Raw genomic sequence first — 14,813 nt, 5'->3', positions numbered from 1 at the left:
CTTACATAATACACTATAATTTTTTGAATATACCTAAATTAATCAAGATGAAATTCCTCAATACTCGGAATTTCATTTATATTTTCAAGCCCAAAATATTTTAAGAACTCTTCCGTAGTACCATATAATATGGGTCTCCCAGGCACACTCAATCTTCCATTTTCTTTTATCAGTTTTCTTTCAACCAAAGTTGATATTGCCCTATCACTTTTTACTCCCCTTATTTCATCTATATCTATTCTAGTTATAGGCTGTTTATAAGCAATAATAGCTAAGGTTTCCAATGATGCTTGAGATAGGGATTGTCTTGAGTTATTCCCAAGTAATTCTTCAACGTAATAACTATTTTCCGTTTTAGTAACTAAACTGTACTTATCCTCATTGTTTAAAATTTTTATTCCTCTAGATTTCTGTCTGTACTTAACTGTCATATCCTTAAGTAAATCCTTTGTACGTTTACTACTGAGTTTTATTATTGAAGCAATTTGCTTAAGAGTAAGAGGTTCGCCAGATACAAACAATAATGATTCTATTATGGAAAAATATTCATCTTTTGTTAAATCCTTTTCTTGAGCAATTTCGCTGTTAGTACTTTTCTCATTATTATTTCTCATTTTCAATTATCCTTTCCACATAGATTTCATCAAAATTTTCATACTGCATTACGGATACTATTTTAAGTTTTATAAGTTCTAAAAGTGCAATAAAAGTTACGACCTTCTCTATTTTAAAAGAACATTTTTTTAAAACAACAGAAAACCTAATTTGAGGCTTAGTTTGAATAATTTCTCGTATATATAACATCTTATCCTGTAATTTAAACTTATCTAAGGATATTTCCCTGCCCATGACATTTCCGTTGTTAAGTTTATTTACATAGCTATCCATAAGATGACTGTAAACCCGATACAAATCTAACATAGTAATTCCCTTTAAAAATTGTTCAGGACTTGTACCCATATTCACTTGTTCAATTATCTCTGGTTTTTTTCCAAACATTTTTTCTAAGCCTATTTCTCTCTTTTTCAAAAATGCAGCTACTGCTTTAAATTTTTTATATTGAAGAAGCTTGTCTACTAATTCTTTTCTAGGATCTTTTTCATCCTCATTATCATCTTCATTTAACTGAGTTTTAGGTAAAAGCATTTTTGATTTTATTTCTATAAGTGATGCTGCTATAACTATAAACTCAGAGGCCACATCTAAGTCCATGTCTCTCATATTATTTACGTACTGAAGATATTGTTCCGTAATCTCATATATTTTTATATCATATATGTTCATTTTATTTTTTTTTATAAGGTGAAGAAGCAGATCAAAAGGACCCTCAAAATTTTCTATTTTTATATTTAAAGACATCTAAATAATCTCTCCTAAATTTTTTACTAAATATTTTTTTCCATACTTTATCATAGAATTTAATTCAATCTTTGTCATGTAATTTAAAACTTCTCCTATAGCTTTTCCATTTTGTATTCCAATAGAACTTATGAATTTTCCATTTAAAGACGATTTATAATGATACATATTATGAACATAATTATAAATCTTATACTTAAGTTTGTCATTCCATTTTAAAAGTATAAGCCCATAATCATTTATGCCCTTTAATATTTTATACAATTCATAATTATCCATAGCATTTAGAATTAGGCTGGCTATTTTTTGATAATTTTCTGTAAAATTTTTTATCGAAACTTTTAGCTTGCTATCCAAGACTGAATTTTCACCTAATATATGAGCGCACTTTTTGTCTTCAAGCGCATAAAATAATCTTAAAATTCTTTTATCTGTATTATTGTAGTTTTCGTTTCCTATTTCTAATTTTTCTCTGTTAACATTAAAAATCTTCAAATTACCACACATTAAAATATTTTTTATCCACATTTTTTCCTCACATAAGTGGTATATTTCTTTTACTATTCTATCATTGCTTATCAAATTAAACACGCCTTCATTCACACAATTAATTATTTCATCCTTATCTTTTAAATCAAAGCCATACCTTACTGCATACTTTACTGCTCTGAATATTCTAGTAGGATCTTCTCTATAACTATTTAAATGTATCTTTTGTAGGCTTTTATTTTTTATATCTTCCAATCCACCATAAATATCTATTAAACTTCCTGTTACTATATCATAAGCCAATGCATTAGCCGTAAAATCTCTTCTTCTCAAATCATTGTATATGTTAGACGGATCAATTATAGGAAGTTCACCATCTCTAGCATAGTATTCTTTTCTACACCTTATTAAGTCTATATTTACCTCATTTTGAAATAACAAAGAAGCTGTTTGGAATTTATCATAATACTGAAAGCATTTAATTCCATTCAATTTGCCTATAATAAAATTAGGATTTTTGTCTATACATATATCAATATCTTTTACTTTATTTCCAAGGAACGCATCTCTAACGGCCCCTCCTACTATATAAGCCTTTATACCATTACTTTTACATATAGCTTTTATTAAATTTATAATTTGTATTTGCTCTATAGTAAACGCCTTTAAAATATTCATGTCTTTCTTTCCTTTCCTGCGCTTTAGGCATCTTTGGCTTGTTATTTTCCTTCAAATGCCTTAAACAAATCAACAGGAAATTCAACGAGTTTTAAAAATCCAATAACCCAATCGAATTTCCTGTTTTCATTATACATTATATATTAAAAATATATAAACTATTGCCCTTTCTGTAAAATATTTTTTAAACTATCTTTAAAGTTCCCAAATATGCCTAACTTTTTTACATCCCTGTCGCTATATAAGTTAACTTTTCCTAAAGCCTCTCCATTTACATATACATCACAATACCCAACTTTTTCGCCTTTTTTGTATTGCTTTTTATTTTTATCTATTACACACTTATAAGTAATTTTACTTTCTTTTCCCTTTTCAACTACCACCTTTAAATCTTCTGAAGCTTTAGCAATAAAAAATCTATCTCCTGCTTTATTTAGAGGAATCTTTTCTACATCAGCTCCCTTTTTTAAAATATTCTTTCCAAAGTACTTGGAAAATCCATAATTCATCATCATAGATGCATCTTTATTCCTCACCTTATATGTAGGAGAGCCCATTATTACAGCCAACATTCTTGCACCATCTCTAGTTGCAGTTGCAGATATACAGTACTTAGCAGAACTGGTAAACCCAGTTTTTAATCCATCACACCCTTTAAAAAATCTTACTAATTTATTATGGTTTACTAACTCTATAGGACTTTTTCTGCCTTCTGATATTGTCTCCATATATGTTCCTGTATATTTCAGTATCCTTGTATGCTTAAGTAACTCTCTAGACATTAATGCTATATCATAGGCTGTAGTTAAATGTCCATCTTCACTAAGTCCTGTGCAATTTTTAAAACTTGTATCTTTCATTCCAAGTTCTGCTGCTCTTTTATTCATAAGCTGTACAAATTGATCTTCACTTCCTCCTAAATATTCTGCCATAGCAACTGCTGCATCGTTTCCTGAAGCTATTCCTATTCCCTTTATTAAATCTTCCACACTTCTAACTTCTCCAGTATCTAATAACATCGAACTTCCGCCCATCTTTTTTGCATTTTCACTTACGGTTACCTTATCTGACAATGATATTCTTCCTGAGTCCACTGCTTCCATAGTTAAAAGCATAGTCATTATTTTCGTAACTGAAGCAGGTTCTAATTTTTCATGAGAACTCTTCTCAAAAATTACTTTTCCACTTGCAGGTTCCATAAGCAATGCCGACCTAGCATTTATATTTAAACCTGATTCTGTACTATTCATCTCTTTTTTATTTGATTCACTTAAAGGTTCTGCATTAACAACTGGTAACCACAACACTGTAATAAAAAATAAAATTAATATATTGCTTACTATTTTAAAAGCTCCTTGCTTTTTCCTCATTTTATTTCTCTCCTCCTTTGAGATGTATTCTTTCCTTAAGTCAAGAAAATTATCACATAAAAATAAAGGATTTGATGTTAAAATTGACTTTAACATCAAATCCTTTATTTTTTTCATTAACTTTTAAATATTTTCTATGCCCTGGGATGAGACTTTTTATATACTTGTGCAATTTTATTTCTTTTTATTACTGAAGAGTATATCTGAGTAGCAGATAACTCCTTATGTCCCAAAAGTTCCTGTACAGATTTAATATCCGCTCCATTTTGAAGTAAATGCACTGCAAAAGAATGCCTCAACGTAAAAGCATTTATGTTTTTATCTATATTTGCCTCTTTTGCATAATATTTTACTATTTTCCAAAACCCCTGACGGCTCATTTGCACTCCCCTTAAATTGAGAAACAAAACATCTAAATTATATATATTTAATTTATGCCTTATATTCAAATAATTTTTCAAATACTTTACAGCCACAGAACCTATAGGCACTATTCGTTCCTCTTCTTTTAAGCTTCTACACCTTACATAAGAAAGCTTTAAATCTATATCATATATAGTTAAGCTTAAAAGCTCCATTACCTTCATTCCTGCAGCATACATAACCTCTAGCATAGCCTTATCTCTTATTCCTTTATTAGTATCTAAATTTGGTGCTTCTAAAAGCTTGTCTACTTCTTCTATAGTTAATATCTTAGGAACTTTATGTTCAACCTTTGGAATTTGATAATACAAAACGGGATTTTCATTTAAAACACCTTTCAGCATCAAATACTTATAAAAGTTTCTCAAGGATACTATATTTCTTACTATAGATGAGATAGCTCTCCCTTCTTTTTGAAGATATTGTACATATGCCATTATAGATACAACTTCTACATTTTCTAGATTCTCTTCCCTATCTTTTATAAAATTATAAAATCTGGTTATGTCCCTTACATAGGCATCCATTGTATTTTTACTCATGTGTTTCTTCTCTAAGGTTTCTTCATAACCTAATAAAAGTCCATCCAAAATTACCACCTACTCTTCGAGAGTTACAATTTTAAAATTTAAGAAATTCGTTAAAAATAATAGTGTAATTATATATTACTTTGATATTTTTACCAAATATACTATAGACAAATATACTATTGTCGTAAGAATGAGGTTTAACAACAAAGTTATATATAACAAAGTCTATACATCTAGGTAAAAATACGCCAAAAAATACAAGTATAAAAAAACATTTCAACGTTACTATAATAAATGCTGCTTTTTTTTCATTCAAAATCATACTATCATCATCCCAAAACTTGCTGCAATAAGTTTAATCATATTTGGGGTTAAATATGCTTCCATAAAAAAGCCTATAAACATGACAGTAGTTACCAGTAAAAAACAAACAGAGTAGGATGTAAACCTAACCAAAACATTGGATTTCCATTTAAGTCCAGATCTATCTTTAAATATCATAAGTGAAAATTCCATAGCAAGCACTGATGAAAATATTATACATGGTATATATATTATATTTTGTGGAAGTATACCTAAAAGTGAAATCCACATGCCCTTTATTCCCATTCCACTTATTATAAAACTCATAGCAAATCCAATGGTAAATCCCTTTATTATATCTATTATAAGTATTACTGGTATTCCTATCATTGTAAGACCCAAAAACCAAACAGCTAAAATTATTGGAATATTATTTTTTAACGTTTCTAAAAAAATAGATTTGTAATTTACACTTCCTGATCCTATTGTAGTCGTAAAATTTTTAAGGTAGCTCAAAAGATCACTTTTCTCAAATCCACCCATGTATCTAACGCTATATATACCTAGTACTACCCCTGTAAATACACATAATATACTTATAACATATAACCAAAAATTATTTTTAATGTGCCCATTTATTAAACTTGATAGTTTATTTTCCAACATAACTTTATCCCCCTTTTGTTCATCATCTTTTTATAATTTATGATTTACAAAAGAGTTATATGACTATGTTATACCATCATAAACGCACAAATGGTCTTTGCATCTATTATTTCTCCCTTTTTTATCATTTCCTTAATTTTATTCAATTTAACTTCCCGCACATTTATGAATTCATCTTCATCGCAAATATCATTTCTTCCCTTATATAAATCTTCAGCTTTGAAAATATATATATATTCATCACAAAAACCAGGGCTCGTAACTACCTTACCCAGATATTCAAATTTTTTAGCCTTATATCCTATCTCCTCTTCCAGTTCTCTTCTTCCGCAGCTTTCCATATCTTCATTTTGCTCAATTTTACCTGCTGGTATTTCAAGAAGCACATGTTCTATAGGTTTTCTAAACTGTTCCACCATAAACAACGTATTACTGTCTTTATATGCCAGTATTGCTACTCCACCACAGTGATTTACTATTTCCCTTTTAGATTCTCTACCATTAGGAAGTTTTACAGTATGGACATTAACATCAATAATTTTTCCTTTGTATATGTTTTCTTGCTTTATAGTTTTTTCAGTAAAATCCATATTTATGCACCTCTTTATCTATTTTGTAAAATTACTACTTAAAATTTCATAAAATTAATTATTTTAATTAATTTTATACTTTACCAATCTCATTGTCAATTAAATGAAGTTAAAGTTGTTTTTCTATATTTTTTGCTAATGTTTTATAATATCTTATAATTTGTCTTAGCTCCTCTTCCCTATCTGAATCGTTTGACATTTTTTCTCTAAGTTCATTTATTCTACTTTTAATTAAATTTTGTATATTCTTTATATCTTCTAATTCTAATTCTATTTTCATGGGTTATATGCTCCTTTTAAAAAACTTCCATTCTTTAAATTAAAATGAATGGAAGATATTTTAACTTTTTAGCTTACCTTATTTTTTAATCTTAATTTATCAGCAACCATGGCTATAAACTCTGAATTTGTGGGCTTACCCTTATCATTATGTATAGTATAACCAAAAATTTTATTTATAGTTTCCACCTGGCCTCTAGACCAAGCTACTTCTATAGCATGCCTTATAGCCCTTTCTACCCTGCTGGCAGTGGTATTATATTTTTTAGCTATAGATGGATATAGCTCTTTTGTAACTGCCGATAATAGTTCCATATCGTTTACTACCATGGTTATTGCCTCTCTCAAGTACATATATCCTTTTATATGTGCTGGAACACCTATTTCGTGTATTATATTAGTTATTTCCTGTTCCAAATTAGTAGGATCATCTCTTGAAAACTTTATTTCTTCATTATCCATAATGGATACTGTTTTCTTTACTTCATCTCCACTACTTATAACATTATTAAACATCTGCCTTATTCTTTTCGTAAACACTTCCATATTAAAAGGCTTTACTACATAATAATCTGCACCTAATGTTATAGCCCTTTGAGTTATTTTATCCTGTCCTACTGCAGACAAAACTATTACTCTTGGCATTGGACTCATATTCATATTATTTAATCGCTCTAAAACACCAAGTCCGTCAAGGTGAGGCATTATTATATCCAGTACTACTAAGTCTGGCTTTTTCTCTTCGATTAATTTAAGAGCCTCTATCCCATCCTTTGCAACTCCTGTAACTAATATATCCCTCTGATTTAAAAGATAATCGTTGAGAATACTGCAAAATTCAGCATTATCATCTGCGATAATTACACTTATTTTTGATTCCTCCATACTATTTACTCCCCCTCTTTTTAGCTAATTGCCATATCTTAACAAATAATAAATTCGACAAAGGAATTTTAATTCCTTCTTTTTATATAAATTACATGAAAATTTTATTACGAAAAAAATTAAAAGATAGCATATTAAATGCTATCTTTAGTATCATATACTATACTATTCTTATTTTACCATATTTTTTATAATTATTTAAAACATTTTGTACTCTTTATTTTGACATTATATTTGCATCTTTGAGCATCCAGTCTATATAAATTCCATATCCTACCTGAGGCTTATTTATAAGCACATGAGTGACAGCCCCAACTAATTTGTTATTTTGTATTATAGGACTTCCGCTCATTCCCTGAACTATTCCACCAGTTTTGGCTAAAAGTCTAGGATCCGTTACTTTTATAACCATGCTCTTAGGTCCAGGTGAATTTTGTGATAATAGTTTTTCTATTTGTATATCATAATATTCTGGCTTTTCCCCAGATATAGTTGTAAAAATCTTAGCAGGACCTTCCTTAATATCTTTTTTTAGGCATATTTTTATGCTTTTAGAACTCTTACATTTAAAATTTGTATTTACCTTTCCAAAAACTCCACATTCTGTATTCTTTGTTATATCTCCTAATTTCACATCTTCATTTACAAATATACCTTTTAATTCTCCAGGATTTCCCTCAAGACCTTTCTTAATTGATACAATAGAGGCACTTACTATTTCTCCTGAATTTATATTTAGTTTTGTTCCTGTATCTATATCAGTTATAGGATGCCCTAATGCTGCAAACATACCACTTTTTTCATCATAAAAAGTCAAAGTACCTATTCCTGCCGTAGAATCTCTTATCCAAAGCCCTATCTTATAATTATTACCTTCTAATGCACTTACAGGCTTTACTGTTTTTTCCATACTTTTTCCATTTCTCTCTACTAATATTTTTATGCTTTTTTCCTTTGCTTTATTTATTTCAGTTTGAGTTTGTTCGGCATTTTTTACATAAACATCATTTACCTTAATTATATTATCTCCTACTTGTATTCCTGCCAATGCAGCAGGACTTGTAACTTTTCCCCTTGAAGTTTCTATATCTGAAAGCGCTACTACCAATACTCCTTTAGTATTTAGTTTTACCCCAATAGGTTCTCCGCCTAAGTATACATTAACATTACTGGCTGCAGCTGTATTAAATGCTGATTTAGCGTGAGAAACTTGAACTAAATTGGATCTTTTTCCATCATCATACAATCCATAATAGGCAACTAACATCATAAACAGGATAGGAATGGACATCCAGCATAATCTGTGTTTAATTTTTTTACCCATGCTTTTACCTCCTGTGTTACACTGTTTTCTACATTTAAGTTGCCCTTTTAAATATCTTATTATGCTATCATATAGATGCATTTAAAGTTAATGTATTCTTCAAAAATATAAATTTTATTCAAAAAGTTAAAAGTCACCTCCTGACTTTTGGAGATAACTTCTTTAGTTTCTACTATTTAATTTTACACTTTTTAGAATCTGCCATTCTAACAAGTTCTTTCGCATGTTCTAAAGTAAGCTTTGTAACTTTTTCCCCTCCTATCATTCTAGCTATTTCACATTCTTTTTCTGTTTTTTTCATCTTTTTAACTTTCGTATAGGTTTTATTGTTGCTAATATTTTTTGAAACCCAATAATGGGTATCAGACATACATGCTATTTGAGGTAGGTGTGTAACACAAAAAACCTGATGTTTTTTAGATATAGTATACATTTTTTCCGCTACACTCTGTGCTATTCTTCCACTTATTCCTGTATCTATTTCATCAAATATAACAGATGGAATATGATCCTTATCTACAAATACAGTTTTTAATGCTAACATTATTCTTGAAAGCTCTCCTCCTGAAACTACATTTTCCAAAGGTTTTAGAGGTTCACCTAGATTAGTAGATATACAAAACTTTACCTTATCCATTCCTTTTGAAGTAAATTTATCTTCAAAATTAACTTCTATTTTAAAGATACTGTGTTCAAGTCCTATGAAATTCAACTCATTTTTTATATTTTTTTCTAAAACATGAGCTGTTTTACATCGCATTTCATGAAGTTTTTCACTTTTAATTTTAAGTAAATTTTCTAACTTTATTTTTTCCGAATTTAAATTTTTTATTACATCAGAGGCATTTTTCATTTCCTCATATTGAGTTTTTATCTTATCTCTATAATCTAATATGTCCTTTATAGTATTACCATATTTTTTTTTTAAACCATTTATCTGATATATTCTGCTATTTATATATTCCAATTCGTTTTTATCACAATAAACACTATCTTTCATACTTCTTATTTCATCTATATTACCTTCCATGGCATAATATATATTTTCAAGTGAAGTGCACATATCTCCTATTTTAGGCATAATATTCTTTATGGAATTCAACTGTTTTAAAACTATTCCGAAATTATCATATATGGAGTTTTTTCCCTCTTCCCCACTATAAAGGGCTATATAGCATTTGTTTATTACATTGTTTATTTTTTCAGCATTAGATAAAACATTAAATTTTTTATCCAGTTCTTTTTCTTCCGTTTCTTTTAAATCTGCTGAATTTATTTCATTTATCTGATACTTTAAAAAATCTATTAGCTTTTCTCTATCTTCACTTTTGCCCGAAAGTTCATATATTTTATCTTTTATATTATTTAAATGCTGATAATTTTTTTTATATTCTTTCATTGTCTCAGAAATAAAATTTTCACCATAATAGTCCAAGTAATCTATATGGTTTTGTTCTGAAAGTAAATTTTGATTATCATGTTGGCCATGTATATCAAGCAGTGTACTACTTATATCTCTTAAATCAGACAATAAAATAGATTTACCATTTATCTTTGCTACAGTTCTTCCTGATTGAAAAGATTCTCTGCTTATTATTACTAAATCTTCTTCTGATTTCATATCTTTTTCTTCTAAAATCTCAAAAGTTTTTGGGTTCTCTATAGTAAAAACTGCTTCTACAAAAGTCTTATTTTCTCCTGTCCTTATCAAATTCTTATTAAATTTCCCTCCAAGTACATAGTTTATTGCATCAATCAATATAGATTTACCTGCTCCAGTTTCACCAGAAAATACATTAAAACCTGATTCAAAGGATATAGTCAACTTTTCTATAAGTGCAAAATTTTTTATATTCAATTGAAGCAGCATAAAATAGCCTCCTACTGAGAAATCATTTTTTTCATTTTTTGAGTTATTATGTGAGCACTTTCTCCATCTCTAGTCATTACAAATATAGTGTTATCACCAGCTATACTTCCAGCTATTCCAACAAAATTTAAAGAATCTATGGCTTCAGCTGCCGCAGAAGCAGACCCTGAAATTGTTTTTACTATTATGAAATTTTCTATATTTTCCACACTTGTTACAGTCTGAGAAAATATATTTACAAGTTTATTGGATAAGAAATTTTTCGTATGTGAAATAGTTGCATATTTATATTTTCCACTATCAGATAATACTTTTATAAGTTTTAATTCTTTTATATCCCTTGAAACCGTGGCTTGTGTTACATTCATACCGCTTTTTTTTAGTCTATCCGCTAATTCTTCCTGAGTTTCAATATCATTTGAATTTATAATTTCAAGTATCTTAGCATGTCTAGTTACCTTCATATACTTCACCTTCTTTTGCCTTAAAATTAATTTTATCTTTTAATGTATCAAAATAATTATTATCATCAAATTTTATAAACTTTCTTTTATTTTTAGATCTTCTTACTTCTATAGTATTTGGTCCATTTACTTCAATCCATTCCTGGCCATCTATTGATAAAAATATATTTTTAAAATTTTTTCTAACTGCTATAGTTATACAACATCTATTGTCCAGTACAATGGTTCTAGATGTTAAAAACTGCGAATACATAGGAGTAAGACATAATATATCTAAAGATGGATATATTATAGGTCCCCCTGCAGAAAGATTATATCCTGTAGATCCTGTAGACGTAGATACAATAATACCATCACCACTAAATGTATTGTAAAAGTTCTCATTTATATAAACATCATATCTCTGTATCCTTGACTTAATACCCTTGTATAATACTACATCATTTAATCCATCATATGTCTTTGGTCCATTTCCATCATCATAGATGCATTGAATCATATTCCTCTCTTCAATTACATAATTTCCATTAAATAATTTTTTGAGTGCGTTCTCTATACTGTTTACCTCCACCTGTGCTAAGAATCCTAAATGCCCTATGTTTACTCCCAGTATAGGTGTATTTGAATCAAGTATATGTTTTGATGTATTTAATATAGTACCATCCCCTCCTAATACTATAATTACATCTAACTTAGCGCTTTCATCCTTATCTAATCCATCACAATTTTCATATACTTTTACTTTTACACTTTTATCTATGCTATGTATTGTTTTTTTTATGAAATTTAACATTTTTTTATCTGGATCTTTTGTTGTATTAACGTTAATTCCTATATTTTTCATAGTTCCTCCCCATTTAGTTCACAATGAGATGAGTTTACTATGTTTATTATATCTTCATCTATGAACGACTCCTTAAAATCACTTTTCTTAGTAAAATATACTAAATACTCTATATTTCCTTCCGGACCCTTTACAGGAGAATAACTCAATGAAATTATTTTTAAATTATTTTCTCTCAAAAAAGTTATAATTTCGTTTATCACATCTATGTGAGTAGATTTTTCCCTTACTACACCCTTTTTTCCTACCCTTTCTCTTCCAGCTTCAAACTGTGGCTTTATAAGTGCCATTATACTACCATTTTCTTTCAGTAAGTTACTAACTACAGGTACAACTTTTTTTAGAGATATAAAGGAAACATCTATACTTGCAAAATCTGCATATTCACCTATATCCTCAGGCGTTACATATCTTATATTTGTCCTTTCCATACAAACCACTCTATCATCTATCCTGAGTTTCCACGCAAATTGCCCATATCCCACATCTATTGAAAATACTTTTTTAGCTCCATTTTGAAGCATGCAATCTGTAAACCCACCTGTAGATGCACCTATATCCATGCATACTTTATCATTTAAGTTAATATTAAATTCTTTTACAGCTTTTTGTAATTTCAATCCTCCCCTACTTACAAAAGGAAGTTTTTCTCCTCTAAATTCTATATTGGAACTTTTTTTTATCTTCTGTCCACATTTATCTACTCTCTGTCCATCAATAAATACTTCTCCAGCCATAATACTGGCTTTAGCCCTTTCTCTAGATTGAAAAATGCCTTTTTCTACTAAAAGTACGTCCAATCTTTCTTTTGGTTCTGACATAATAAACTACCTCACTATTAAAATATATGACTTACCTCTGCTGCTTCAAGTACACTATTTACGATACCTTTAGGATCCAAACCATACAGCTTATACAAAATATCGGATTTTCCATGCTGTACAAACTTATCATCAAACCCTAAGTTTATTATTTTTACTTTTTTATTTAATTTATTTACATATTCTAATATATAGGATCCTAATCCTCCTCTTATTACATTGTCTTCAACAGTAACGATAGTTACACTTTCTTCAACTAACCTGTTTAACATTTCCTTGTCCAGCGGCTTAATAAAACATGCACTTATAATCCTTACATCTATACCCTTTTCTTTAAGTTTTTTTCCTGCTAACACTGCATTTTGTACCATTTTACCCTGAGCAATTATTGCTACACTGCCTTCATTTGAAATACAGTCCCACTTTCCAAGTTTAAAATTTTCTACGGGATTGAGACATACACTATCTCCTCCCCTTGGATACCTTATAGCTACAGGAAAACTCTGGCCTAATGCCCATTTTAACATATATGGAAGTTCATCTATACATTTAGGAGACATAAGCGTCATATGTGGCATTTCCGTTAAGTAAGATAAATCAAATATTCCCTGATGTGTTTCACCATCTTCTCCTACAATGCCGGCCCTATCTACAGCAAAAACTACTGGAAGTTTTTGCATACATACATCATGAATAAGTTGATCATAAGCTCTTTGAAGAAAAGTAGAGTAAACTGCAAATACAGGTTTTAAATTTGCCTGTGCCATTCCAGCTGCCAGGGTTACAGCATGCTGTTCTGCTATTCCCACATCAAAAAACCTTTCAGGAAACTTTTGAGAAAAACTTTTAAGACCTGTTCCATCCCTCATGGCTGCAGTTATAGCCACTATTCTATCGTCTTTTTCTGCTAGCTTTACCATTTCATTTCCAAAGGCCTTGGAATAAGTATTTGAAGATCCAGCATCCAGTTCACCATTGGCGCAATTAAAAGGCCCTATTCCATGGAATTTACCTGGATTTTTTTCTGCAAATTCATATCCTTTTCCTTTCTTAGTTATTATATGTATAATAACTGGACCTTGTATGTCTTTTGCAGAAGCGAGTACGTCTGTAAGTTCTTTTATATTATGACCATCTATTGGTCCTAAATATTTAATTCCCATATCTTCAAAAAACATTCCAGGAACTACCATTTGTTTTATTCCATTTTTTACCTTTTCAAGATATTTTGCCATTCCTTTTCCTATATTAGGTATCTTTTTTAATTTAGCTTCTACATCCGCTTTAAATTTATTATACTTAGGGTCCACTCTAAGTTTATTTAAATATTTAGATACTCCACCTACATTTTTTCCTATAGACATTTGATTATCATTTAATATTATTATAAGCTTAGTTTTTCTATAACCTACATCATTTAGGGCCTCTAGTGCCATACCTCCAGTAAGTGCTCCATCTCCTATAACTGCAACAACATTATATTTCTCATGCTTTAAATCTCTAGCCCTAGCCATTCCAAGTGCTGCAGATATTGAAGTACTACTATGCCCTGTTTCGAAAAAATCATATATACTTTCGCACCTTTTAGGAAATCCACTTAATCCTCCAAATTGCCTTAAAGTATCAAATTTATCCTTTCTTCCCGTGAGGATTTTATGCACATAAGCCTGATGTCCCACATCCCATATAAGTTTATCATAATTTAGATCAAATACACTAAATAAACTCAAAGTGAGCTCCACAACCCCTAAGTTAGACGCCAAATGACCTCCTGTCTTAGATACTTTGTCTATTAAAAATTTTCTAATTTCTCTAGCTAGCTTTTTTTTATCATTTAACGACATCTTCTTTACGTCATTTATATCTTTATAATTATCTAATAAATTACTCATCCTTATCTATCCCTTTAATAAAGTAG

15 protein-coding genes are annotated in these 14,813 nt (G+C 29.5%); all 15 read right to left on the bottom strand.

All coding sequences use genetic code 11. From position 1 onward, the window contains the following. Window positions 1-38: 38 nt before the first annotated feature. Window positions 39-614, bottom strand: coding sequence for an SMC-Scp complex subunit ScpB (scpB, locus tag CLJU_RS05540; protein ID WP_013237795.1), 576 nt, complete (start codon window positions 612-614; stop codon window positions 39-41). Beyond that, complete coding sequence (locus CLJU_RS05535) at window positions 604-1,359, bottom strand: segregation/condensation protein A (RefSeq protein WP_013237794.1); 756 nt, start codon at window positions 1,357-1,359, stop codon at window positions 604-606. The genes scpB and CLJU_RS05535 overlap by 11 nt, the downstream gene beginning before the upstream one ends. Further along, on the bottom strand, window positions 1,360-2,526 hold the full coding sequence (locus tag CLJU_RS05530) for a tRNA nucleotidyltransferase/poly(A) polymerase family protein (protein ID WP_013237793.1): 1,167 nt from the start codon (window positions 2,524-2,526) through the stop codon (window positions 1,360-1,362). Between the two features lie 158 nt (window positions 2,527-2,684). Next, window positions 2,685-3,896 (bottom strand): D-alanyl-D-alanine carboxypeptidase family protein, encoded by a 1,212-nt coding sequence (locus CLJU_RS05525; RefSeq protein ID WP_029170125.1) that lies wholly within the window; start codon window positions 3,894-3,896, stop codon window positions 2,685-2,687. A gap of 134 nt (window positions 3,897-4,030) precedes the next feature. After that, window positions 4,031-4,909, bottom strand: coding sequence for a site-specific tyrosine recombinase (locus CLJU_RS05520; protein WP_013237791.1), 879 nt, complete (start codon window positions 4,907-4,909; stop codon window positions 4,031-4,033). A 258-nt stretch (window positions 4,910-5,167) separates the two neighbouring features. Continuing rightward, window positions 5,168-5,818: a stage II sporulation protein M gene (gene spoIIM / locus CLJU_RS05510; protein ID WP_013237790.1), complete on the bottom strand. Its 651-nt coding sequence runs from the start codon at window positions 5,816-5,818 to the stop codon at window positions 5,168-5,170. Window positions 5,819-5,886: 68 nt separating this feature from the next. Then, entirely contained in the window at window positions 5,887-6,408 is a 522-nt protein-coding gene (locus CLJU_RS05505; protein ID WP_013237789.1) for an NUDIX hydrolase, read from the bottom strand. A 109-nt stretch (window positions 6,409-6,517) separates the two neighbouring features. Next, on the bottom strand, window positions 6,518-6,688 hold the full coding sequence (locus CLJU_RS22550; RefSeq protein WP_013237788.1) for a hypothetical protein: 171 nt from the start codon (window positions 6,686-6,688) through the stop codon (window positions 6,518-6,520). 68 nt (window positions 6,689-6,756) lie between these two features. Beyond that, window positions 6,757-7,572, bottom strand: coding sequence for a sporulation transcription factor Spo0A (gene spo0A, locus CLJU_RS05500; protein WP_013237787.1), 816 nt, complete (start codon window positions 7,570-7,572; stop codon window positions 6,757-6,759). A gap of 217 nt (window positions 7,573-7,789) precedes the next feature. Beyond that, on the bottom strand, window positions 7,790-8,896 hold the full coding sequence (gene spoIVB / locus CLJU_RS05495; protein WP_013237786.1) for a SpoIVB peptidase: 1,107 nt from the start codon (window positions 8,894-8,896) through the stop codon (window positions 7,790-7,792). A gap of 172 nt (window positions 8,897-9,068) precedes the next feature. Then, a complete protein-coding gene (gene recN / locus CLJU_RS05490) occupies window positions 9,069-10,766 on the bottom strand; it encodes a DNA repair protein RecN (RefSeq protein WP_013237785.1) in 1,698 nt (565 codons plus the stop codon). Between the two features lie 11 nt (window positions 10,767-10,777). Beyond that, on the bottom strand, window positions 10,778-11,230 hold the full coding sequence (locus CLJU_RS05485) for an arginine repressor (RefSeq protein WP_013237784.1): 453 nt from the start codon (window positions 11,228-11,230) through the stop codon (window positions 10,778-10,780). Then, window positions 11,217-12,074 (bottom strand): NAD(+)/NADH kinase, encoded by an 858-nt coding sequence (locus CLJU_RS05480; protein WP_013237783.1) that lies wholly within the window; start codon window positions 12,072-12,074, stop codon window positions 11,217-11,219. The genes CLJU_RS05485 and CLJU_RS05480 overlap by 14 nt, the downstream gene beginning before the upstream one ends. Beyond that, window positions 12,071-12,895: a TlyA family RNA methyltransferase gene (locus CLJU_RS05475; protein WP_013237782.1), complete on the bottom strand. Its 825-nt coding sequence runs from the start codon at window positions 12,893-12,895 to the stop codon at window positions 12,071-12,073. The genes CLJU_RS05480 and CLJU_RS05475 overlap by 4 nt, the downstream gene beginning before the upstream one ends. Before the next feature lie 17 nt (window positions 12,896-12,912). Continuing rightward, a complete protein-coding gene (gene dxs / locus CLJU_RS05470) occupies window positions 12,913-14,787 on the bottom strand; it encodes a 1-deoxy-D-xylulose-5-phosphate synthase (protein ID WP_013237781.1) in 1,875 nt (624 codons plus the stop codon). Window positions 14,788-14,813 lie beyond the last annotated feature (26 nt).

The sequence above is a fragment of the Clostridium ljungdahlii DSM 13528 genome (assembly GCF_000143685.1).
Lineage (GTDB): Bacteria > Bacillota > Clostridia > Clostridiales > Clostridiaceae > Clostridium_B > Clostridium_B ljungdahlii.
This window is presented reverse-complemented; position numbering and strand designations above follow the sequence as displayed.